The sequence below is a fragment of the Pseudomonas sp. FG43 genome (assembly GCF_057809175.1).
The window spans coordinates 51754-73654 of sequence record NZ_JBMDJL010000014.1 but is presented as its reverse complement, the minus strand read 5'-3'; the positions used below and the strand labels follow the sequence as shown (position 1 = coordinate 73654).

Sequence of the window (21901 nt, the reverse complement as noted above, 5' to 3'; positions counted from 1 at the left end):
AATGAATTCACTCCTACACCTGTGGGAGCGAATTCATTCGCGAATAAACCAGATTTCTAACGCCCAGCCAGAAACTCCGCCGCCTGATCCAGCAACAACAAGGGGTTTTCTGCCTTGTGGATGTCGACCGACAGCAATTGGCGAAAGCGTCGCGCACCCGGGAAGCCATGGGCCATCCCCAGGATATGCCGCGTGACATGGTGCATGGTGCCACCGCTCTCGATATGCGCGGCGATATAGGGCCGTAGCGCTTGCAGAGCGTCTGAACGACTGATGACCGGCGCGGTGCTACCGAACAGTTCGCGATCCACCTCAGCCAGCAGATAGGGGTTGTGATAAGCCTCACGCCCGAGCATCACACCATCGAAGGTCTGCAAATGCTCCTGGCACTGCTCAAGGGTCTTGATCCCGCCATTGAGAATGATCTCCAGACCAGGAAAATCCCTCTTCAACTGCGCAGCCACGTCATAGCGCAACGGCGGAATATCACGGTTTTCCTTGGGCGAGAGCCCTTCCAGAATCGCAATACGGGCATGCACCGTAAAGCTGTTGCAGCCAGCCTCATGAACCTTGCCGACGAAATCACACAACTCGGCGTAACTGTCACGGCCATTGATCCCGATCCGGTGCTTGACCGTCACCGGAATAGCAACGGCGTCCTGCATGGACTTCACACAATCGGCCACCAGCTCGGGATGCGCCATCAGGCATGCGCCAATCATATTGTTCTGCACCCGATCACTCGGGCAGCCCACATTCAGATTGACCTCGTCGTACCCTACTTCCTCAGCCATCCGCGCACAGGTCGCCAGATCCGCAGGATTACTCCCACCAAGCTGCAAGGCCAGAGGATGCTCGGCTTCGTCGTAACGCAGGAAACGCTCACGATCACCGTGGATCAATGCGCCGGTGGTGACCATCTCGGTGTACAGCAAGGCATTCTTCGACAGGAGGCGCAGGAAATACCGGCAATGGCGGTCAGTCCAGTCCATCATCGGCGCAACGGAGAAGCGGCGGGATGGCGCAGGCTTCATGGAGCGGGCAGTTGAAGCAGTATTCACAGGTATATTCATCGGACGACTGGAACAGGACAGCGAATTCGGTACACCGAGCAAATCATGCCCGAGCGCAAAGGTTGCATAGTCTATCAGGAAGCATCGAGACTGCGGACGAAGCTTGAGACACGCCAAGGGAACAACCAGCCCCAACCACGCTCCAACCCAGTCTGAACCGAGTAATACCAGTCAGTTAAGAGGCTAATCTTGAAAAACGGGTGGGCCACAATCCGTGGGAGGGGCCTTGGCCGCGACAGCTTCAATGCAAGCGCTGAAAATGTGTTGCCTGTAAGCAGGTCGTCGCGGCCAAGGCCCCTCCAACAGTGACATGTACGCCTTAACTGATCGGTAATTAGTCTGAACCAAGCTTCCATACCTCCGAGCGTCATCTATTGCCTGCGAATGAGGAAAGCACGCCTTCAAACGCAGACATCATGGTCTGCGACCTTGAGTGGCAGGCAACGCTCGGGTAATGTCATCCAACCGCACAGGACAGAGCACGCTCATGACTTCCAAGCTGGATCAACTCAAGAAATTCACAACTGTTGTTGCCGATACCGGCGATTTCGATGCCATTGCCCGCCTCAAGCCGGTGGACGCCACAACCAACCCTTCTCTTCTGCTCAAGGCAGCTTCCAGCGAAAGCAACGCTGAGCTGCTGGCTGAGGCGTTCAGTGGCAGCAAGGGCGATATCGGTCTGGCTTCGGATCGCTTTGCGGTCGCCATTGGCCGCAAGATTCTCGATGTCGTGCCGGGCCGTGTTTCCACCGAGGTGGATGCCCGTCTGTCCTTCGATACCCATGCGATGATCGAGCGCGGCGAGCGTCTGGCCAGTCTGTACGATGCTGCCGGCATTGGTCGTGACCGGATCCTGATCAAGCTGGCTTCTACCTGGGAAGGCATCAGGGCCGCCGAGAAGCTGGAAAAGGACGGCATCCAGACCAACCTGACCCTTCTGTTCTCTTTCGCCCAGGCTGTGGCCTGTGCCGAAGCTGGCGTGTTTCTGATTTCGCCGTTCGTGGGCCGTATCTACGACTGGTACAAGAAGTCGTCGGGCCAGGAGTACACAGGTGCAGAAGATCCGGGCGTGCAGTCCGTGACCCGCATCTACAACTACTACAAGGCCAATGACTTCAAGACCGTAGTCATGGGTGCCAGCTTCCGTAACCTGAGCCAGATCGAGCAACTGGCTGGCTGCGACCGCCTGACCATCAGCCCGGACCTGCTCAAGCAACTGGCAGAAGACAACGGCAGCCTGGAGCAGAAACTGGCACCGGGCAACGCAGGCGAAGCCCGTCAGAGCCTGTCCGAGAAGGAATTCCGCTGGGCTTCCAACGAAGATGCAATGGCCACGGAAAAACTGGCCGAAGGCATTCGTCAGTTTGCTCGCGACCAGGAAAAGCTCGAAGCATTGCTCGCCGCCAAGGCCTGAATGCATTAAAGGGCGACCTCCTCGCGGGGGTCGCCCTTTTTATTGCCCGCCATTCAGCGCGGCAAGGTTGCAGCTCGGCTTATCGCTGCCCTTCGAGGGCATTGACCAGGTCATGGAAGGCTTCACGATTGGAGTCGTTCAACCCCATCAGGATCTTGTGCGCTTCCAGCACCTTGGCCTTGACCACCTCTTCGCACTGATCCTGCGACGGCAGGTCGGTCAGGCATTCAGGGCGCGGGATGGGACGATCGACGATGTTGAACACCTGATCGAAGCCCATCGACTGCAACAGCCGCGTGATGTCTTCATGGGTCGTCACGAGGGTTGGCAGCAACCCTACCTTTTGACGCGACAGGATCGACAGCTTGGCCAGGAGGCCCAGTGTCGTGCTGTCGATGCTGCGGGTTTCGGTCAAATCGATCACCACGGCCGAAAAATTCAGCGCGGTGAAGATTCTCTCGATCGTCGCATCCAAGGCCGAACACAGCGTCAAACGCACTTCGCCCACGAACTTCAGAACGAAGGTGCCTTCCTGCTCGGCGAACTGGATTCTACCGGTACTCATTCAAGATTCCTGCGTAACACTAACAAGGCGATATCATCCGGCATCTCCCCTAGCGTAGCCAATTCAAAAACCTCCTGCAGTCCTTCCAGGCTGCCACCAGCAGTCTTCACCATTTCAGGCAGGACCGCTTCTTTTTCCTTGAGTGTATCACCGGGCAGAAGATCCAGTATGCCATCAGACAACATCGTCAGACTGAAGGACGCTGGCAGTTCCAGTTCATGGTCCTGGTAGGTCGCCTCATTGAACAGTCCGACAGGAAGGCCACGACCTTGCAGATAGCGCGCCTCCCCGTCCGTGAACAGCACAGGCAGCGGTAAATGGCCACCGACTGCATAGGTCAGGATGCCCGTGTCTTCGTCGATGACGCCACCGACCATGGTCACATGCTTGCCCAGCTTGCAACTGATCAGGCCACGGTTGATATGCCCCAGCACATCCGACGGCTTGAATTCAGGCAATGTGCCGCCGCGCTTGGACTCGAACAGCAAACGGGTGGTCATGAACTTCAACAACACCGTAATGAATGCAGAAGACGCGCCATGGCCCGATACATCGGCCAGATAGAACGCCACGCGCCGCTCATCGACACGGAAGTAGTCCACAAAGTCGCCGGACAGATACAGTGACGGGATGATCTGGTGGGCGAACTGGAACTCATCAATCGCCCAGGGGCTGATCGGCAGCATGTTCATCTGCACCTGACGACCGGCATCCTGGTCTTCCTGCAACAGATGAAGGCTCGCTTCCAGCTCGCGATTGGCCGTTTCGAGCTTTTCGCGATAGTTCTGGTTTTCCTGGAGCAGGCGGGCACGATCCAGTGCGCGATGCACGGAATGTTCGAGAACGGCCAGGTCTTCCAGCGGCTTGATCAGATAATCGGCAGCGCCAAGGCGCAAGGCCTCGACGGCATCGCTCATGACACCCGCGCCAGAAACGACAATGACCGGCGTCTGAGGAGAAAGGCCTGTCACCTGACGAATCAGCTCAAGCCCTCCCATCTGGGGCATGCGTAGATCGCAAATGACCAGATCAGGCTTTTGCTGCTCGAATATCTGTATTCCCTGCAGGCCATTACTCGCCTGGAGGACGCTGAAGCCACTATCTTCAAGATAGGCGGCAAGACTCGCACGCACTACGTCGTCGTCATCGATAATCAGCAGCGTGGCACTGGTTTTTGGCATGTGGGCAAACGGCGCCAGATCAGGTTGTGTAGGCGGCCCGGCCGTGCCGGAACCTGCTTACTGGATTCGCTTCTAGCCTCTCTGCAACGGCAGGTCCGCAGTCGGACCGGCGATCAAGTTTCAGAGGTGCCCTTCAAGGCGCAGACGGTACTCCCATCCGACGGGCGTTTCAAGCGTACTACCCTGCTCACTTTGCGTCTTTACATCGCAAATCGCCGGGAGTTATAAGAACCTACAAATCAGCAACCAAAACGAAGGGCTAGACATGGGTCAAAATGATCGCAGCTACGAGGAGAAACGAGACTACATTCGCATGCGTATCGATGCAGATATCAACCTGCTTCACGCTGGTCAGGTGATTCCGGCTGTGTGCATCGACCTGTCCAGCAGCGGAATGCAGGTCGAGGCGCCACGCTCCTTCAAGATAGGAGACAAGCTCAGCGTCAGCATCGATTCAGATCATCCGGCACTCAAGGGGCTGTCGGCCCAGACAGAGGTTGTCTGGCTGACGGATATCGAAGGCGGCGGGCAAAAGCTGGGGCTTTCCATCATTTCGATGAATTGATTGCAAAAACGTTTCCAGAAAAGACAAAGGCGACCAAGGTCGCCTTCATTTATGGGATCAACATTCGGTAACGATTAAAAATCGTCTTCGACCTGTCCATCCTTGACCTTGAATTCGCGGTTCTGCAAATAGGCGTTGCGGATGAAGGTGTATTTGTCACCGCTGACCATGCGCTCTGCCGACAGCAGGCTGGCGCGCATATCGATCAGGCCCGCTGCTCGCAGAGTATTGCGGGTTGGCACATGGTCGATGTAACGGTACGGTTCGGTGTAGGTATCCGGATATTTAGCGATGGCATCACGCACAGTGCTTGGGCCGAAGAACGGCAGCACAACGTAAGGGCCACTGCTTACACCCCAATACCCCAAGGTCTGGCCGAAATCTTCATCATTGCGCTGCAAGCCCATGTGGGTACCGACGTCAATGACGCCCAGCAGACCGAACGTGGTGTTGACGATAAGACGCGCAGTATCGACACCGGCAGCCGCTGGCTTGACCTGCAGGATGTTGTTGGCCAGGTTGCTCACGTCACCGATGTTGTTGAAGAAGTTGTGTACGCCATCCTCGACGAACTGCGGTGCTATGTATTGATAGCCCTGCGCAATAGGCTTGAGAGTGTAGGTGTCGACAGTGTCGTTGAAGCGGAAAATGACGCGGTTGACGCCCTCCCACGGATCGTCCTCGGCAGCTTGTGCCACCACCGGAAGCGTGGCCAAACCCACACATACACACAACCGAGCCAGACGCTCGGCAAAGCCTGCACCAATCACGGGCATAGCTGAAACTCCTGATCAAGATTATGACGCGCTACTGCGAGCCCACACGCAAGGACGGGCAGTATAAAGCGTTCCGTTACAAATAAGTCAGATCTGTCAGTGCGCTGACAGTTTAAACGCAGTCACCACATAGTCATCTCAATGTCATAAAACCTCAGTAGCGTGCATGAGTATTTCAGAGAGATCACCATGCTCGCGCCGGTCGCCAACTCCCTGCCAGCCTTCCCTGCCCTGCTTTTCGGCCTTAGCGGCTGCCTGGTGGACTTTGGTGCGCAGGCAGGAATCAGAGCCCAGGAGCCGGACCTGGCTCTCGCCACTCCCGGCGCACTGGAGATTCTGCAAATACTGAGCAGCCAGGGCATGCCTTGCGCCTGGATCGATGAGTTACCCGAAAACCTGAGCCATGCGCTGGCCGAGACCGTCAGCGAATGGATCATTCCCGCCCCCCGACCCACCGCCAAGTGGCCTGCCCCCGACGCCTGCTGGCTGGCCCTGATGGCGCTGAAAGTGGACCAACTGGACGGTTGCGTCTTGATAAGCGGCGACCCGCGCCTGTTGCAATCAGGCCTCAATGCCGGGCTCTGGACCATAGGCCTGGCATCCTGCGGCCCATTGTGCGGCCTGTCTCCCACGCAATGGCAGGCCTTGAGCGATATCGAACGTGAACAACGCCGCGCCCACGCGACACTCAAGCTCTATGCCCAAGGCGTGCATTCGGTCATTGATCATCTGGGCGAACTGGAGTCCTGCCTTGCGGATATCGCCTTGCGCCGCAGCAAAGGCGAAAAGCCCTGATACACATCATGCAGGCAGCTCTGGAGTGGATTAGTCTTAAGCTGTCATGGACCTTTCAGTCGCTATAACAGTCCATGAAACAGACTTATCAACGAAGGAGCACGCCATGCCTGCCCGCGAACTGCAAGAACAACTCAATACCCTGCGCGAGCAACTGGAGCATAATCCGCCGCTGTCCGAAGCCGAGCGTGTCAATCTGCATGAGCTGATGGAACAGATTGAAACAAAAATCCAGCTGGAAAGCGTCACTCAGGACGCAAGCCTGGCAGATGGCGTCAATCTCGCAGTGGAGCGCTTCGAGCTGGAGCACCCGGCCATTGCAGGAACCCTGCGCAATATCGTGCAGACCCTGGGCAATATCGGGATCTGATCTGTAAATTCATTCGCGAAAATGCCCGTTCGCGAATGAATTCTCTCCCACAGCGGTTTGTACAGGTTATTGCCGGGCCAGTCGGCGGTTGTCGACCTGCAATGCTTCAGTGCTGCGATAGGGGTTGATATCCAGCCCGCCACGGCGCACATAACGCGCATAGACCGTCAGTTTTTCCGGCTTGAGCAAACGCTGCAGGTCGAGAAAGATTCGCTCCACGCACTGCTCGTGGAAGTCCGAGTGCTGGCGGAAACTGACGATGTAAGCCAGCAGGCTCGCATGATCCAGCACCGCGCCACGATATTCCACCACCACACTGCCCCAGTCCGGCTGACTGGTCACAGGGCAGTTGGACTTGAGCAAATGGCTGTGCAGGCTTTCCTCGATGACACGGGAATCGTCGCAGCGCAGCAACTCGGGTTGCGGGTGGTCATAACTGGCGATGCTCACATCCAGATCGTCGATGCAGGCACCCGGTAACGTCGCCACACCTTCGCTCTCGATTTCCGCCAGACTGCTGATGCGCACACCCACTGGTTTGCCTGCGGCTGCCGACAGATCCTTTTCAAGCGTCGCCCGCAACTGGTCACGACTCTCGAACGAGGTCTGGTTCAGCGAATTGAGGTAGAGCTTGAAAGACTTGGACTCGATGATATTGGGCGAGTCGGCCGGAATGCTGAACTCGGCAATGGCCACGACCGGTTTCCCCGAAGGCAACAGCCAGGACAACTCATAGCAATTCCAGAAATCGACACCCTGATAAGGCAACGTCTGAGCCGTCAGCCCCAGCTCGGCCCACTTCGCGGTGCGCGGAATCGGGAACAACAGGGATGGCGTATAAGTGGCGATGTACTCACTGGACTTGCCCAGCGGTGAGTGTTCGGCTGCGGGATGCATGGCGATACCTGGAATCTCATGAATTAACCCGGCGAGTTTATAGGGTTTGCACCGGGCTTTCAGCGACAATATCCGCCGCTGGCTGGATTACAAGGCTGTCAGCTTCAACACCTGCACAGGCCGACGGGCTATAAAGCACGCATTGCAATGCACATGAGATCCCCATGAAATTACTGATCGTCGAAGATCAAGCCAGGACCGGCCACTATCTGCATCAGGGTTTGAGCGAAGCCGGATTCGAGGCGGAGCTGGCAAGCGACGGCACCCTCGGCCAGCAATTGGCCCTGAGCGGTGACTACGCACTGCTGATTCTCGACGTGATGCTGCCGGGGCGCGATGGCTGGCAGATTCTTGAAGCCGTACGCGCTGCCGGGCTGGAGACCCCCGTGTTGTTCTTGAGCGCACGCGATGCGATTGAAGACCGGGTTCATGGCCTGGAGCTGGGTGCCGATGATTATCTGGTCAAGCCCTTCGCGTTTTCCGAATTGCTCGCCAGGGTTCGCAGCCTGTTGCGCAGAGGCACCAGCAGCCCGGCGCAAACCCACCTGCAGGTGGCCGATCTGCGCCTGGACCTGATGCGACGCCAGGTGGAGCGCAGTGGCAAGCGTATCGACCTGACCGCCAAGGAATTCACCCTGCTGGAATTATTGCTGCGGCGCCAGGGCGAAATTCTGCCCAAGTCGCTGCTGGCCTCACAGGTCTGGGACATGCACTTCGACAGCGATACCAATGTGATCGAAGTCGCCATACGCCGATTGCGCCTGAAAATCGATGATGATTTCCCCGACAAGCTGATCCATACCGTACGCGGCATGGGCTACGTGCTTGAAGAACGCGAATCATGACAATGCGCCTGTCCTTTGACCGACTGTCATTGCGCAGCCGTCTGGCGCTGCTGTTCGCCGCCTGCACCGCAGTTGTTTCACTGACCGCCGGGATCGTGTTCAACCATGCCAGCGCCACGCACTTTGTCGAACTGGATCAACAGCTGCTGGATGCCCGGCTGGCCAACCTGCGCGGCACGCTGCACGGCGTTGAAACCCTCGAAGCATTCACACAGCGTAAAGAACACCTGCTCGCCGACCTGAACCATCAACCGGACCTGACAGTTCGCATCAGCGGCTCCGACGGCCAGACATGGTTTGACAATACGCCGCCGTCATCACAGGCCCCGCCCCAGAGCTCAGGCCTGCACACGCTGCACAGCGATCAGGCGTCCTATCGCAGCTTTACGGCGAAGCTACAACCCGGCTCGACACACTCGCCACAGGTTACGCTGCTGCTGGATATCACTCACCATCAGCACTTTTTGCAACGCATGCAGCATTTGATCTGGCTGACCGTCGGGCTTTCGGCACTGGCCACGGCCCTGCTGGGTGCCTGGGCCACACGCAGCGGGCTGAAGCCGCTGCACAGGATGAGCGCCGTTGCCGCTGGTGTGTCGGCCAGCTCATTGACCACTCGCCTGCCCGAAGCAAACATGCCCCGCGAACTGGCAGAGCTGACTCGTGCGTTCAATGCGATGCTGGCCCGTCTGGACGATGGCTTTCAGCGTCTGTCGGCCTTTTCCGCCGATATTGCCCATGAGCTGCGCACACCTCTGTCAAACCTGTTGACCCACACTCAGGTCACCCTGACCCGAACGCGCTCGCTGGAAGATTATCGCGACGCGCTGGCGGGCAACCTCGAAGAGCTGCAAGGCATGGCGCAAATGGTCAATGACATGCTGTTTCTGGCCAAGGCCGAACACGGCCTGCTCATTCCTGCTCGCGAGAGGCTGGCTCTGGAGGATGAGGTCGATGCCGTGCTGGAGTTTTTTGCAGCGCTGGCGGAAGACAAGAACATCAACCTGTCCAGGCAAGGCCATGCGAACGTGACCGGTGATCGGACAATGCTGCGTCGTGTGCTTTCCAACCTGCTGGATAACGCCTTGCGCTTCACTCATTCAGGCGGCTACATCAGGATCGACCTGCACGAATCGCCAACCGGCATTGCGCTGAGCGTGGAAAACAATGGCATCTGTATAGAACCCGACGCCCTGCCCCGGCTTTTCGACCGTTTCTATCGAGCTGACCCGGCACGTCAGGAAAGCAGCGAACATGTCGGGCTGGGGTTGGCGATTAGCCAATCGATCATCCGGGCGCATGGAGGGTCGATCAAGTGTGAATCCGCAGAGGGAATAACACGCTTTCGGGTGGAGTTTAACTCTCACACTGTAGGAGCGAATTCATTCGCGAAAATGGCTATTCGCGAATGAATTCGCTCCTACGGGGATTGATTATTCGTAGCGTAGCGCATGCGCTGGCTGCACCTGTGCAGCACGCCAGGCCGGGTAGATGGTGGCCAGGAAACTCAGGATGAATCCGGCACTGCAGATCAGCACCACATCGCCGCCCTGCAACTCCGAAGGCAGGTTGCTGATGAAATACACATCGGAGCTGAAGACGTGCTGGCCGCTGACCCGCTCGAACCAGCCCACCAGACTGCTGACGTTCAGCGCGGCAATCACACCCAGCACGCCGCCGATCAGGGTGCCGACGATACCGATCACCGTGCCCTGAACCATGAAGATCGCCATGATCTGCCGTGGTGTAGCGCCAATGGTGCGCAGGATTGCGATATCCGCACCCTTGTCGTTCACCACCATGATCAGGGTCGCGATGATATTGAACGCCGCTACGGCAACGATCATCAGCAGCAACAGGCCGATCATGGTCTTTTCCATTTTCATGGCACTGAACAGGCTGCCCTGGGTGTGGGTCCAGTCATCGGCACGATAATCGGCGCCCAGGCCCGAGGCGATGGCGGTTGAAACCTGCGGCGCCTTGTACAGATCCTTCAACGCCAGACGCACGCCCTGCACCTGACCGGGCTGCCAGCGTTGCATCTGGGCGGCGTCGGCAATGTTGATCAGCGCCATGGAGCCATCCAGCTCGGCCCCGACCTTGAACACGCCCACCACGGTCAGGCGCTGCAGGCGCGGAGTGATGCCGCCCGGCGCGCTGCTGACTTCAGGCACGATCAGGGTCAGCTTGTCGCCCACGCTCAAGCGAAAGCGGCGAGCGGTGATATCGCCCAGCACTACGCCGAACTCGCCGGGTTTCAGGTCCTGCAGGTTGCCGCGAGTAATGTGTTTGGTGACGATGGAAACCTGATGCTCAAGCGCAGGGTCGATACCGCTGACCTGGATCGGCTGCATGGAGCCCTTGTAGGACAGCATGCCTTCCATCTCGGTGAGCGGCACGGCTGCCGTGACTTCAGGGTTCTTCAGGGCCGCGTCGGCCAGTGGCTTCCAGTCGTCCACCGGCTTGACGCCAGCGATCATCGCATGGGGCACCATGCCGAGAATCCGTGAACTCATTTCACGCTGGAAACCGTTCATGACCGACAGCACCACGATCATTGCCAGCACGCCCAGCGCCAGACCGATCATCGAGGTCATCGAGATGAACGAGATAAAGCTTTTACGGCGTTTTGCACGGGTATAGCGCGCGCCGATGAAGATGGATAACGGTCTGAACATTCGCGGAGCACCGTAGAAAAAAGTGAAGGCCCCGACGCGATGACTTGCGTCGGGGCGGGTGAATCAGCCAGCGACGAGACGACCGTCTTCCAGGCGCAGGACACGATCCATCTGCCGGGCCAGGTTCATGTCGTGGGTCACCACCAGAAACGCCGTACGCGACGAAGTGCTCAGTTCGCGCATCAGGTCCTGAATACCCTGAGCCGTGTGATGGTCGAGGTTGCCGGTCGGCTCATCGAGCATCACAAGCCCTGGCTGGTTGACCAGCGCACGGGCAATCGCCACACGCTGACGCTCACCACCGGACAACTCCGATGGCTTGTGCGCCAGCCGATGCCCCAGGCCTACGCGCTCCAAGAGTGCCGTAGCTCGCTGACGGGCTTCGGGAATCGGTGTGCTGCCAATCAACAACGGCATGCACACGTTCTCCAGCGCGGTGAACTCGGGTAACAGGTGGTGGAACTGGTAGACGAAACCCAGAGCCCGGTTACGTAACAGGCCGCGGGCCTTTTCATTAAGTGCCGACAGCTCTTCCCCGGCCAGCCAGACGCTGCCCTCGGTAGGCGTGTCCAGGCCACCAAGCAGGTTGAGCAAGGTACTTTTCCCCGAGCCCGAGCTGCCGACAATCGCCACACGCTCACCCGGATGCAGCTCAAGCTGCAGGCCGGACAGCACCACAACAGACTCAGGACCTTCCTCGTAGGACTTACCCAGGTTTCGGCAACTCAATACAGCTTTATCTAACATGCCCGACTCACTCATAACGTAACGCCTCCGCAGGCTGGGTGCGCGCCGCACGCCAGGCTGGATACAGGGTGGCGAGGAAACTCAGGGCCAACGCGGCACCGCAGACCTGGAACACATCCTGGGCCATCAGTTGCGAAGGCAGGTAATCGATGAAGTACACGTCGGCGTTGAGAAACTTGTGGCCGATCAGGCCTTCAAGCGCCGAGATCGCCGAACTGACATTGAGCGCCGCCAGAATGCCCACCGCCGCGCCGATCAAGGTACCGACCACGCCGATTACAGAACCCTGCACCATGAAGATGGCCATGATCTGCCGTGGCGTGGCGCCCAATGTGCGCAGGATGGCGATATCGCCTTTCTTGTCGTTGACCACCATGACCAGCGTGGAAATGATGTTGAACGCCGCCACCGCAACGATCAGCAGCAACAGCAGGCCGATCATGGCTTTTTCCATACGGATCGCCTGATACAGGTTGCCGTGGGTGCGGGTCCAGTCACGGGAGTAGAAATTGTTCTCGCCCAGCTTCTGGGCGATTTCCCAGGAAGTGCGCGGCGCGGCAAACAGGTCATCGAACTTCAGGCGCAAGCCCTGGACCTGCTCAGGCTTCCAGCGATGCAGACGCCCCAGATCCTCAAGGTTGGTCAGACCCAGGTAGCCGTCCAGCTCTCCGGCGCCGACATGGAAGATGCCGACCACTTCAAAACGCTTCATGCGCGGGAACATGCCGGCAGGCGTGACCGTGACTTCCGGGGCCACGAAGGTCAGCTTGTCACCGATGCCGACACCCAGTTTGGTCGCCGCCTTGTCGCCGATCACAATGCCGAAACTGCCGGGTGCCAGACTGTCGAGCTTCCCCTGTTTCACAAAGTTGTCGATGATCGAAACCTTGCGCTCCTGAGCCGGGTCAATACCGTTGAGCAGCACTTTCTGGACCTTGCCGTCATTGGTCAGCAAACCCTGCATCTGGGTGAATGGCGCAACCGCCAGCACCTGCGGGTTTTCCTGGACCCTGGCAGCCAGGCCTTGCCAGTTGCCGATCGGCTCACCCGATTCGATGGTGGCGTGAGGCACCATGCCCAGCACGCGGGTACGCATTTCGTGATCGAAGCCGTTCATGACCGATAACACGACTATCATCACCACTACGCCAAGCGCGAGGCCGATGATGGACGTCAGGGAAATGAAGGAAACAAAATGATTACGTCGTTTTGCACGGGTGTAGCGCGTGCCGATAAATACAAAAAGAGGTCTGAACATTTAGGGAATTGTTCGCAGGAATGGGGACGTCCGTGTGGCGGGCCTTGATGTGCAGCTTTACACTCGAAACTCTCTGACCACAGCAGCTACCATGGGTTCGCCATGTCGACATTAGATGAAGAAGAACGCCGCGAATACTACCGTATCGAAGACAGCGTCGCACTGGAAATTAACCCTCTGTCACAGGCAGACCAGGCGAGCCAGGAAGCCATACGCGAGACTTCGGCCCTGTTCGATCTGCTCAGCGAACTGCATGTGAACGAGTTCGAATCACAGCATCTGCTGCGTCAGCTCGACGAGCGTGACCGGGTGCTCAACAGTTTTCTCAAATCGCTGAACAAGCGTATCGACCTGCTGGGCCGGGTTGTAGCGCATACGGCACTGGGCAGGCTTGGCGCACCGCAACCGGTGAATATCTCCGAAGGCGGCCTGCGTTTCACCTCCAGCCAGCGTTATACCCCTGGCGAAGAGCTGTCGATCAAGATGGTGTTGATGCCCCAGGCTGCGGGCCTGATGATGAATGCCACTGTCATTCACTGTAACACTCTGGAAAACGGCGAATACGAGACAGGCACCAAGTTCATGGACCTGCCCGACGCCCAGCGCCAGTTGCTCGCACGCCATATCCTGCAACGCCAGGCCCAACAACGTCGCCAGGCACTGGAACAAAGCGTTCCACCCAAGACCTGAGCATGTTCATGCTGCAAATAGCACATTCAATGTAATTGGCGCCTTTGAGGCCAGGAGTAAATGTGACCCTTATCTACGGCCACCGCGGCGCCAAGGGCGAAGCACCGGAAAACACCCTGACCAGCTTTCAGGAATGCCTCAAGCACGGCGTACGCCGTTGTGAGCTGGACCTGCACTTGTCTCGCGACGGGGAACTGATGGTCATCCACGACCCGACCCTGAAACGCACCACAGACCGACGCGGCAAGGTCAACGAACATCTGGCCGCCGACCTTGTGACCTACGACGCCCGCAAGGGCGGTCCTGGCTGGGTCACGCCCTGCCCTATCCCGCATCTGGAAGAACTGTTCGAGAAATGCGACTTCGAGCACTGGCAGCTAGAAGTCAAAAGCGCTTCACGCACCCGCGCCGCCAACACAGTGCTGGCGATTCGTGAACTGGCTCAGCGCCATGGCTTGCTGGATAAAGTGACCATCACCTCAAGCTCTCGGGAAGTACTGCGCGCCGCAGTGGAGCTGACGCCGGACATCAGCCGCGGGCTTGTCGCCGAATATGCCTGGCTCGACCCGTTGAAGGTCGCCCAGAGCTATGGCTGCGAGATTCTGGCATTGAACTGGACGCTGTGTACCCCGGAACGCTTGGAGAAGGCCCAGCGTCAGGGTTTGCATGTGTCGGTATGGACCGTCAACGAACCTGCGCTGATGCGCAGGCTCGCCGACTTCGGCGTAGACAGCCTGATTACAGACTTTCCCGGTTTGGCCAGCGCCACCCTCGAGAATCGCTGAAATCGGTCTCCCCGGCCGGCTCAGGCCACCGGCCGGAGCCGCTTAAAAAAGCCGGTTCAGACCATCGTAGGCTGCTACCCGATAGGCTTCTGCCATGGTCGGGTAGTTGAAGGTGGTGTTGACGAAATACTTGATCGTATTCGCAGCACCTTCCTGGTTCATGATCGCCTGACCGATGTGCACAATCTCCGAAGCCTGGTCACCAAAGCAATGCACGCCCAGGACTTCCAGGGTTTCGCGGTGGAACAGGATCTTCAGCATGCCGACCCGCTCACCGGAAATCTGCGCACGGGCCATGCCCTTGAAGAACGCCTTGCCGACTTCGTAAGGCACCTTGGCCTGGGTCAGCTCATGCTCGTTCTTGCCGATCGAGCTGATCTCGGGGATCGTGTAGATCCCGGTCGGCACGTCGTTGACGTAACGCCAGCTGCCGTTGTCCACCAGGCTGCCCGCCGCCGAACGCCCCTGGTCATAGGCAGCACTGGCAAGGCTCGGCCAGCCGATGACATCGCCTGCACCGTAGATATTGGGAACGCTGGTGCGATAGTTTTCGTCGACTTCGATCTGGCCGCGGCCGTTGGCCTTGAGGCCAATGTTTTCCAGCCCCAGCTTGTCGGTGTTGCCCGTACGGCCATTACACCAGAGCAAGGCGTCGGCCTTGATCTTCTTGCCGGACTTGAGGTGCAGGATCACACCGTTATCCAGACCCTCGACCTTCTCGTACTCTTCGTTATGGCGAACCATCACGTTGTTGTTGCTGAAGTGATAACTCAGCGCCTGGGAAATTTCCGAATCCAGGAAGCTCAGCAACTGATCGCGGTTATCCACCAGCTCGACCAGCACCCCAAGGCCACTGAATATCGAGGCGTATTCGCAGCCGATCACGCCAGCACCATAGATGATCAGCTTGCGCGGGGTATGGCCCAGGCTGAGGATGGTGTCGCTGTCATAGATACGCTTGTGGCTGAAATCGATATCGGCAGGACGATAAGGACGCGAACCGGTCGCGACGATGACCTGATTGGCCACCAGCTTTTCGACGACGCCGTTGGCGCACACTACATCGATGCTGTTCTCATCGGAGAAGCTGCCGGTGCCGAAGAACACATCGACACGGTTGCGCGCATAGTAGCCAGTACGCGAGGCCACTTGCTTGGAGATGACGATTTCAGCGTTTTTCAGTACATCCGGAAACGAAAACCAGCGCGGCTCGCCAATGGCCCGGAACATCGGGTTGGTGTTGAAGTGGATGATCTGTTTGACAGCATGACGCAATGCCTTGGAAGGAATTGTGCCCAGGTGAGTGCAGTTACCACCGACTTGCCGACGGCTGTCGACCATCGCAACCTTGCGCCCCGCCTTGGCGGCATTCATTGCCGCGCCTTCTCCGGCTGGGCCGGAACCCAGTACCACTACGTCGTAGTTGTAGACAGCCATGCGTACTCCTTTAGAACATACCGAGGCGCCACTCTGGCATCTCTGGCTAAATCACTGGCGCAGTCTAGCGCTGCACTAAGGGGGCGAACATTACCCCTTGGTCGCGTTGAAGGCCACTTTTGTCTGCTCGGCCTCATCGCAATCCCTCACTTTCAATCATGAATTCATTGCGATTGCACGGTACACAGCTGATCGAACGCCGGGTTGCTGCGAATGATAAAACGCTTATCGGCGCGAATCACAAAAAAAGCAGCGATTTGATGCTGCTGTGCGTAATCCCACCCCCGCTCCGGCCCCAGAATCAGTAACAGCGTAGACAAGCCATCGGCCATGAGCGCCGAAGGATGAATCACCGTCACCGATGCCAGATCATGATCGATGGGCGCACCGGTCAGGGCATTGAGGGTATGGGAATAGCGCCGCCCCTCACGCTCGAAGTAGTGGCGATAGTCCCCGGAGGTCGAGACGCCACAACCGTCCAGGGCAAAGATTTTCTGCGCGATCTGTTGATCGTCGCGAGGCGCTTCAAGGGCAACCCGCCACGCCGAACCGTCGGGCTTGCGCCCTTTGGTCTTCAACTCGCCGGTGACCTGCACCAGATAGTCATGCACGCCCAGCTCATCCAGCCGGGCGGCGATACGATCCACCGTATGACCGGCAGCCATGCTGCTCAGATCCACTTCCACGGCAGCATCCTTGCACAGACGCCGGTCATCGACGCTCAGGTGTCGATAGCCCACCCGCTCCAGAGTCCGGGCCAATTGCCGGGGCGTCGGCACCTGTTCCGCCCGGGACTGGGGGCCGAAGCCCCACAGGTTCATCAGGGGCAGGACTGTCAGATCGAAGCCCCCGTTCGTTTCACGGGACAGGTGCTCACCGACACGAATCAGCTCCAGCACCGCAGGCGGCATAAGCTGACAGTGATTGGCCGGCTGGACATTGAAGCGCTCGATATCCGAGTCGCTGCGCCAGGTGGACATCTGTTGATCGACCTCGGCCAGTATCGCTTCGACTTCAGGCTGGACGACATGTACATCCGGCTGCCCAGCGTGACGCACATAGCTGACCGAATAACCGCTGCCCATCGTCGGCCCACCAAAGCTCTGCAAGACAGAGCCTGAATCACAGCCAGTCATGAACCCCGCAAACAGTGAAAGCCCAAGCATGCGCAGCAACAGGCTCATGGAGCCAGCACCAGAAACAGACGCTGGGCGATCTCCTTGCCGATGGCGCTGCGATAGATATTGACCACGTCCTTTGCTCCTCCAGAGGCTTTGATCAGCGATTTGTAGCCCAACAGGCGCTGCTCGGGCAGTTTCAGATGAGCCGCCGTGAATGCCTGAGCAGCATCGGTTTCGTTTCTGTAGTGAAAATGCGCCCACCATAGCAAGCGGTTGTCCTTGTCACGAATCGCATACTCTTGCAGGAAGTCATCAAGCCTGGCGCCCGACATGTTTTTCCTGCCTTCGAAAGATGAAATGTTTATTTCGCCCTGGCGGTGCAGATAGCTGATCCGAGCGGCTGTCGGTGGCTGAGCCTTGATCATCGAGATACGCAGGCTGCGCCCCTCGGCAGTCAAGCGGGTGGCGGCATCGCGCAACTGTGCCGCGCTTGCGCTCAATTGCTGAGGCAGGTTTTCAGATATCCCTGCGCTATCGGTCATTTGCTCGGCAAGCGCCGTCAACTTGCCCGCCTTCAAGACAAGGATATCTTCGATGTCTTCAGGCTCGTACCCACGTATCGATTGCTGACGAGCCTTTTCGAGCGCCGGTTCTACCTCCAGCAGAAGTGTCCGGGCACGCCTTTGCAGCTCACCTGCCGATGTCGGCCGTGCAGTAGGCGTCGGTTTCTCGGGGGTTACGGTTTGAATTTCCACCCATTGGCCATCGGCATGCCGGTGCCACGAGCTGATGACCTGGCCCGTCTGCGCATTCTTGATATCGGCAACTTCGCCGGGAAAACTCCTTTCACCCTGACGGACATGCCCGACAAAGGAGCGATGATTGCGCGTCCTGATGACTTTTTTGTAGAGCTGCTCGACCCGTGGCACATACTCGACCAGCGCAGGCGAAGGCTCGATATTTTCCTGGATCAACTTCGCAAGCTGGGCCTGGGTCGTCTCGCACAGCGCATTCAACTCGGCCTTGAAGTTCTCCAGGTACTGGACTTGAACACCCGTAAACTGCGCGGCATCGACATCGTCAGCGATGCCCCTGGCTTTCTGGTACTCGCGCAAGACACTTTCCAGAACGTCAATCCGCTCGCTCAGTGAATAGTCGTTGGGCCTTTCAAGCTCGGCATGGGAAGCGAACGCACCATTCAGATCCATGTCGGTACGCAATGCCTTGAAAGGACGAAACTCCTCATTATCGGCAATGTGCTCTCTACTGAAACACAGCTCCAGGAACGACATCATGTGCTGGATTCGCCACTCCAGGCCGGAGAACAATTTTCCCTCATACAACGTCGTGACCTGCTTGCGCCAGAACTCTTCGCCAACTTTAGGCACTGCGCGCAACCGCTCCCAGAACGCTTCACGGATCTGCGACCAGCGCATGCCTTTTTCCTGCCGGCTCAGCAGCGACTTGAACATGTTCAGGTAGATCTCGACGTCCTGATCCGAAACGATACCTCCGGGCCTGGCCATTTTCGCGAGTTCGGTGTTGGCCACAACGCCGTTTTCAGCCGCCAGCCGGCCTTCCAGAAACTCCAGGTAGATCGTGACCCGCGCAATATCCTGTGCCATATGCCGCTCAGGCGGTCGATCTCCGACTCTCAATTGCTCCCAAAGGCTCATCCGCTGCTTCAACAACTCGACTTCTTCGCCCATCACCTCTTCGAGGCGGTCGAGAAAAAGCTGTCGCACCTCACCGGTGGCCGTATTCAAGTGCGTGTTGTAACCCATGATCCTGTTCACCAGATCCGTCTCGCGGCGATCAAGCTCTGCGAGGCTCTGATTGATACGGGTCAGGTTTTCTGCGTTCTCCCGGGCAAGCTTGCGAATGTTTTTCTTCGGCGCGCCACCCCGTAGGTGCAGTGACAAATCCAGGTGCCAGCCTTGACCATCATGCCTGAGCCACGGCCCCGCCATCGCGGGGTCATCGGGCCGCACGACCCGGACTTCATCGCCTTCGACCATGACCCGGAACAGGTCACTACCGACCCTGGCCAACCAGAGCCCATTGAAGTCATAGAGACCGGCATAGGGCCCGGAAGCAAGCGGCTTACCGGTAACCGTTGCAGGCCAGATCTTGAATTTTTCCAGTTCCAGACGTTGCGTCCCGCTGAGCCGGCTGCCGGGTTGCGACCAGGAAAAGTCGAGCACCGTCCGGGGTTCCTCCAGCAGACGGTCGGCAACCAGAGGGGCCTGAACGACCACCAAATCGGCCTCAACCGGCTCTGCCAGCATCCGATGGCCTGCAAGCATGTTCACGGATGCAAGGTTATGAGAGGAAATCCCGGAATGGAGCAAGACCAGTGAGATATCGAGCAGCAGCCCGGCAAGCTGTGCCGAGTTCCCTTCGTCCGCAGAGACGGGGCTGGCAAGCTGCTGGTTGATTCCGGACAGCAATTGCGCGAGCCACAAGGCATTGGCAACAGGTCCACTGAACAGAGGCAACACGGTATTAAGCAACAACCAGCCGCCTTCCTTGAACAGCGCCCAGCGACTTTCGGCATTGGAAACGGCATTGCGGTCGGCCAGTTCGATCAACGCCCGGGCATTGGCACTGAACAGGCCAGACATGATGTCTCCCTTGAGTACATCACTCCCCAGCACGGCTGGCTGAGGCTTTTCCAGCGGCGCGAAATCCGAGCCCAGGCCAAAACGGGTGACATGCGGTTCCTCAAAACCGCCATTGGCATACACGGGGCGGGCACTGTCGCTCAGCCAGACCAGTATGTCGTTCTGCAATGCACCGGGTTGCCTGACCGCCGCAAGCAGCGCCGACCAACTGGCAAACTCGATCAGTGACTTACGGGCAAAGGGCCGATAGAGCACATGCGGCCCGAAAGCCGTGTCCAGCGGTCCGATCACGAACATATTGCCTACGGCATCGGCCCGGTGCCCCGGCTGACGAACGAAAGCCAGTGGCCGCAGGACTATTGGCTGAATGCCAACGCGCCGCTCGGCCACGACCGTTTGCATGATCGCGCAGACAGATCGATAGCCCTTCAGGCTCAGTTCGCCCTTGATCTTCTGCTCCAGTGCCTGCAAAGGCAGCTGGAGACGCAATTGATCGGCAAACAGTCTCTGACGCCGTTGCGCCTCGGCGGTGTCTGTCACCAGGTAGCGCTTGAGCAGATCCGGATAGACCTGGCCAATATCAACGCGCACGGTGAGTGCTTTCAGATAATCCGCCGTCATCCAGTGCGGCAGTGTTTTTCCATCCGTGCGATGGACCGTGATTTCTCCTGCGGGCAGGCCGGAGAGATTCTCCAGGGCAAACTCGGGAAATGTCATGAGCACCGGCTCAACGCTTCCCGTTGCAAAGGGCTGACCTCCTCCTGACACCGTTGCAGCGGTAACCTTGTCGATTCGTATCTGAATCTGATGGGGCAGAAAGTCCACTCCGTCAAGGTGATCCTGAGCGATGGCAATGGCCAGGGATCGGGATGCGAACTCAAGAATCGGTGGCAGCCCGTCATTGAATGACTTCCCACGAGAGCGCTTCTGCGTCACTGCCAGAGCACTCATCAGGCGACTGTACTGGTTGCGGTCCGCCTCCTGCGCGTTTTTCATCCATAGAGGCAAACGCTCGATGCCCAGTACGGAGGGCTGACCGGATGTCAGATCATCCCCATCGAAGAGTGCGCAAACGTCGGTCAGTGCCGCCAGAGCATGCTCCAGACGATCAAGATCATAGGCCGGCTCACTCGCGAGCCCTTGCACCCCCATCAACTGGTTTTCCAGAAGCGCCATCGCCAGAACGCTGAAAATATCATCTTCAGGTTCATGAGCCGCCCACTGCACCTCTGCTTCATTACCCTGATCGGCAAGCAGATGCCCCAGGCTTCGCTCCCAGGCACTCAACGACGACCAGCTCTGGCAAAGGCCTGACAATTGATACATCAGAACCTGCTCATGGCCTTCGCGAATGCCGAAAACGACCAGAGCCGGGAGTATCACTGACCCGCTATCAACGCCTTTGATTCGCAGACGAACAATACAGGCGCGTGGCAACGGCTTTTGTACGGCCAAGCGTTCGCGCTCGGCCTTTTCTGGAAACAGGGCGATATCTCGCAGCCACTCCCGAACGCCCGACGCCTGCGGACGCGAAGGCATTGCGCCCAGGCCATCGAGTAATGCCTGCCTGATCAGCCTCGCAAGCCAGTCCCAGCGACTGTTGCAATCGACATGCTCACCGCTGCATTCGCTCCAGTAATTGACCAGTGCCTGTTTCACGTTCTCGAACAACCCGAGCGCCAGTCGATTCACCAGCGCACCAAGACCGGGCATGTCCACAGGCAATGCGCCTGAAGCACCCATCAGGGTATTTTGCTCGTTGGTCCACTTCACGCTGGACTGGGCAGCGAAATGCTCCAGCAGACAATCGAGGAGTGTTTTCGCCTCGCCCGACGCAGGCAATGAAGCGTATGCGGCGGTTGAAACACGGGAAACGACAGCAACCCGCGGGTCGATATGCAGTGTCGGGTATAGCTCGCGCAGTTCCTGGTGCAAGGTGGTAGCAGCGACCCCGCGCAAGGTGGGACGCGCGGCAAATTGTTCTGCAACATCGAATGCAATAGTCATATGAAATCCAGCTCACTTGTTTGAATGGCTGCCCTTCAAGCTAAAAGCCTGGGCGCTATTTCAATGAGCTAAA

At 58.1% G+C, this 21901-nt stretch carries 19 protein-coding genes; 8 read left to right on the top strand and 11 right to left on the bottom strand.

Annotation, left to right across the window (positions count from 1 at the left end):
* Positions 1-56: 56 nt before the first annotated feature.
* Positions 57-1034, bottom strand: a complete 978-nt coding sequence (gene dusA / locus ACODS3_RS17190) for a tRNA dihydrouridine(20/20a) synthase DusA (protein ID WP_489035451.1) — start codon at positions 1032-1034, stop codon at positions 57-59.
* 526 nt (positions 1035-1560) lie between these two features.
* Between dusA and tal the strand changes: the two genes are divergently transcribed.
* Positions 1561-2487, top strand: coding sequence for a transaldolase (gene tal, locus ACODS3_RS17185; RefSeq protein ID WP_201018580.1), 927 nt, complete (start codon positions 1561-1563; stop codon positions 2485-2487).
* 79 nt (positions 2488-2566) lie between these two features.
* On the opposite strand, the gene rssC is transcribed toward tal, so the two are convergent.
* Both rssC and rssB read right to left on the bottom strand, forming a co-directional pair.
* Positions 2567-3052: an anti-sigma factor antagonist RssC gene (gene rssC / locus ACODS3_RS17180; protein WP_004881040.1), complete on the bottom strand. Its 486-nt coding sequence runs from the start codon at positions 3050-3052 to the stop codon at positions 2567-2569.
* Positions 3049-4233 carry a two-component system response regulator RssB gene (gene rssB / locus ACODS3_RS17175; RefSeq protein WP_201002673.1) on the bottom strand — a complete coding sequence of 395 codons (1185 nt, stop codon included), beginning with the start codon at positions 4231-4233 and terminating at the stop codon, positions 3049-3051. The genes rssC and rssB overlap by 4 nt, the downstream gene beginning before the upstream one ends.
* Before the next feature lie 265 nt (positions 4234-4498).
* Here rssB and ACODS3_RS17170 point away from each other — a divergent pair, with 265 nt between their 5' ends.
* Complete coding sequence (locus ACODS3_RS17170) at positions 4499-4798, top strand: PilZ domain-containing protein (RefSeq protein WP_201002675.1); 300 nt, start codon at positions 4499-4501, stop codon at positions 4796-4798.
* Between the two features lie 74 nt (positions 4799-4872).
* On the opposite strand, the gene ACODS3_RS17165 is transcribed toward ACODS3_RS17170, so the two are convergent.
* The gene (locus ACODS3_RS17165; RefSeq protein WP_489035410.1) at positions 4873-5574 is read right to left on the bottom strand and encodes an MlaA family lipoprotein; all 702 of its coding nucleotides are present in this window, start codon (positions 5572-5574) and stop codon (positions 4873-4875) included.
* Between the two features lie 189 nt (positions 5575-5763).
* Here ACODS3_RS17165 and pcrP point away from each other — a divergent pair, with 189 nt between their 5' ends.
* Positions 5764-6369: an HAD superfamily inactivated hydrolase PcrP gene (gene pcrP, locus ACODS3_RS17160; RefSeq protein ID WP_201018579.1), complete on the top strand. Its 606-nt coding sequence runs from the start codon at positions 5764-5766 to the stop codon at positions 6367-6369.
* A 106-nt stretch (positions 6370-6475) separates the two neighbouring features.
* The gene (locus ACODS3_RS17155) at positions 6476-6739 is read left to right on the top strand and encodes a DUF4404 family protein (protein WP_201002681.1); all 264 of its coding nucleotides are present in this window, start codon (positions 6476-6478) and stop codon (positions 6737-6739) included.
* A 66-nt stretch (positions 6740-6805) separates the two neighbouring features.
* Here the strand turns inward: ACODS3_RS17155 and queF are convergent, their stop codons facing one another.
* Positions 6806-7636 carry an NADPH-dependent 7-cyano-7-deazaguanine reductase QueF gene (queF, locus tag ACODS3_RS17150; protein ID WP_489035407.1) on the bottom strand — a complete coding sequence of 277 codons (831 nt, stop codon included), beginning with the start codon at positions 7634-7636 and terminating at the stop codon, positions 6806-6808.
* A 164-nt stretch (positions 7637-7800) separates the two neighbouring features.
* On the opposite strand from queF, the gene ACODS3_RS17145 reads away from it, so the two are divergent.
* Together ACODS3_RS17145 and ACODS3_RS17140 are read left to right on the top strand one after the other, a co-directional pair.
* The gene (locus ACODS3_RS17145) at positions 7801-8481 is read left to right on the top strand and encodes a heavy metal response regulator transcription factor (RefSeq protein ID WP_201018577.1); all 681 of its coding nucleotides are present in this window, start codon (positions 7801-7803) and stop codon (positions 8479-8481) included.
* Positions 8478-9893, top strand: coding sequence for a heavy metal sensor histidine kinase (locus tag ACODS3_RS17140; protein ID WP_201018576.1), 1416 nt, complete (start codon positions 8478-8480; stop codon positions 9891-9893). The genes ACODS3_RS17145 and ACODS3_RS17140 overlap by 4 nt, the downstream gene beginning before the upstream one ends.
* Before the next feature lie 21 nt (positions 9894-9914).
* Here the strand turns inward: ACODS3_RS17140 and ACODS3_RS17135 are convergent, their stop codons facing one another.
* The 3 genes from ACODS3_RS17135 to ACODS3_RS17125 form a co-directional block, all read right to left on the bottom strand.
* Complete coding sequence (locus ACODS3_RS17135) at positions 9915-11159, bottom strand: lipoprotein-releasing ABC transporter permease subunit (protein ID WP_489035404.1); 1245 nt, start codon at positions 11157-11159, stop codon at positions 9915-9917.
* Positions 11160-11222: 63 nt separating this feature from the next.
* Complete coding sequence (gene lolD / locus ACODS3_RS17130) at positions 11223-11906, bottom strand: lipoprotein-releasing ABC transporter ATP-binding protein LolD (RefSeq protein WP_201018574.1); 684 nt, start codon at positions 11904-11906, stop codon at positions 11223-11225.
* Positions 11907-11913: 7 nt separating this feature from the next.
* On the bottom strand, positions 11914-13164 hold the full coding sequence (locus tag ACODS3_RS17125; protein WP_201002693.1) for a lipoprotein-releasing ABC transporter permease subunit: 1251 nt from the start codon (positions 13162-13164) through the stop codon (positions 11914-11916).
* Positions 13165-13266: 102 nt separating this feature from the next.
* On the opposite strand from ACODS3_RS17125, the gene ACODS3_RS17120 reads away from it, so the two are divergent.
* Both ACODS3_RS17120 and ACODS3_RS17115 read left to right on the top strand, forming a co-directional pair.
* The gene (locus tag ACODS3_RS17120; RefSeq protein WP_201002695.1) at positions 13267-13854 is read left to right on the top strand and encodes a PilZ domain-containing protein; all 588 of its coding nucleotides are present in this window, start codon (positions 13267-13269) and stop codon (positions 13852-13854) included.
* A 62-nt stretch (positions 13855-13916) separates the two neighbouring features.
* Positions 13917-14639, top strand: a complete 723-nt coding sequence (locus ACODS3_RS17115) for a glycerophosphodiester phosphodiesterase (protein ID WP_304574262.1) — start codon at positions 13917-13919, stop codon at positions 14637-14639.
* 42 nt (positions 14640-14681) lie between these two features.
* Here ACODS3_RS17115 and sthA read toward each other — a convergent pair whose 3' ends face one another.
* From sthA to ACODS3_RS17100, 3 genes are all read right to left on the bottom strand, one after another.
* Positions 14682-16076 carry a Si-specific NAD(P)(+) transhydrogenase gene (gene sthA, locus ACODS3_RS17110; RefSeq protein ID WP_201002699.1) on the bottom strand — a complete coding sequence of 465 codons (1395 nt, stop codon included), beginning with the start codon at positions 16074-16076 and terminating at the stop codon, positions 14682-14684.
* Between the two features lie 164 nt (positions 16077-16240).
* The gene (locus ACODS3_RS17105) at positions 16241-17260 is read right to left on the bottom strand and encodes an FAD:protein FMN transferase (RefSeq protein ID WP_489035400.1); all 1020 of its coding nucleotides are present in this window, start codon (positions 17258-17260) and stop codon (positions 16241-16243) included.
* Positions 17257-21828, bottom strand: coding sequence for a dermonecrotic toxin domain-containing protein (locus tag ACODS3_RS17100; RefSeq protein ID WP_489035398.1), 4572 nt, complete (start codon positions 21826-21828; stop codon positions 17257-17259). The genes ACODS3_RS17105 and ACODS3_RS17100 overlap by 4 nt, the downstream gene beginning before the upstream one ends.
* Positions 21829-21901: the final 73 nt, after the last annotated feature.

Excerpts from the sequence above, each read along its gene's own strand:
- ACODS3_RS17105 (WP_489035400.1), bottom strand. The coding sequence starts at position 17,260 with ATGAGCCTGTTGCTGCGCATGCTTGGGCTTTCACTGTTTGCGGGGTTC.
- ACODS3_RS17140 (WP_201018576.1), top strand. The coding sequence starts at position 8,478 with ATGACAATGCGCCTGTCCTTTGACCGACTGTCATTGCGCAGCCGTCTG.
- sthA (WP_201002699.1), bottom strand. The coding sequence starts at position 16,076 with ATGGCTGTCTACAACTACGACGTAGTGGTACTGGGTTCCGGCCCAGCC.
- ACODS3_RS17135 (WP_489035404.1), bottom strand. The coding sequence starts at position 11,159 with ATGTTCAGACCGTTATCCATCTTCATCGGCGCGCGCTATACCCGTGCA.
- ACODS3_RS17170 (WP_201002675.1), top strand. The coding sequence starts at position 4,499 with ATGGGTCAAAATGATCGCAGCTACGAGGAGAAACGAGACTACATTCGC.
- ACODS3_RS17125 (WP_201002693.1), bottom strand. The coding sequence starts at position 13,164 with ATGTTCAGACCTCTTTTTGTATTTATCGGCACGCGCTACACCCGTGCA.
- ACODS3_RS17100 (WP_489035398.1), bottom strand. The coding sequence starts at position 21,828 with ATGACTATTGCATTCGATGTTGCAGAACAATTTGCCGCGCGTCCCACC.
- pcrP (WP_201018579.1), top strand. The coding sequence starts at position 5,764 with ATGCTCGCGCCGGTCGCCAACTCCCTGCCAGCCTTCCCTGCCCTGCTT.
- tal (WP_201018580.1), top strand. The coding sequence starts at position 1,561 with ATGACTTCCAAGCTGGATCAACTCAAGAAATTCACAACTGTTGTTGCC.
- rssC (WP_004881040.1), bottom strand. The coding sequence starts at position 3,052 with ATGAGTACCGGTAGAATCCAGTTCGCCGAGCAGGAAGGCACCTTCGTT.
- queF (WP_489035407.1), bottom strand. The coding sequence starts at position 7,636 with ATGCATCCCGCAGCCGAACACTCACCGCTGGGCAAGTCCAGTGAGTAC.
- ACODS3_RS17155 (WP_201002681.1), top strand. The coding sequence starts at position 6,476 with ATGCCTGCCCGCGAACTGCAAGAACAACTCAATACCCTGCGCGAGCAA.
- lolD (WP_201018574.1), bottom strand. The coding sequence starts at position 11,906 with ATGTTAGATAAAGCTGTATTGAGTTGCCGAAACCTGGGTAAGTCCTAC.
- ACODS3_RS17145 (WP_201018577.1), top strand. The coding sequence starts at position 7,801 with ATGAAATTACTGATCGTCGAAGATCAAGCCAGGACCGGCCACTATCTG.
- rssB (WP_201002673.1), bottom strand. The coding sequence starts at position 4,233 with ATGCCAAAAACCAGTGCCACGCTGCTGATTATCGATGACGACGACGTA.
- ACODS3_RS17120 (WP_201002695.1), top strand. The coding sequence starts at position 13,267 with ATGTCGACATTAGATGAAGAAGAACGCCGCGAATACTACCGTATCGAA.
- dusA (WP_489035451.1), bottom strand. The coding sequence starts at position 1,034 with ATGAAGCCTGCGCCATCCCGCCGCTTCTCCGTTGCGCCGATGATGGAC.
- ACODS3_RS17165 (WP_489035410.1), bottom strand. The coding sequence starts at position 5,574 with ATGCCCGTGATTGGTGCAGGCTTTGCCGAGCGTCTGGCTCGGTTGTGT.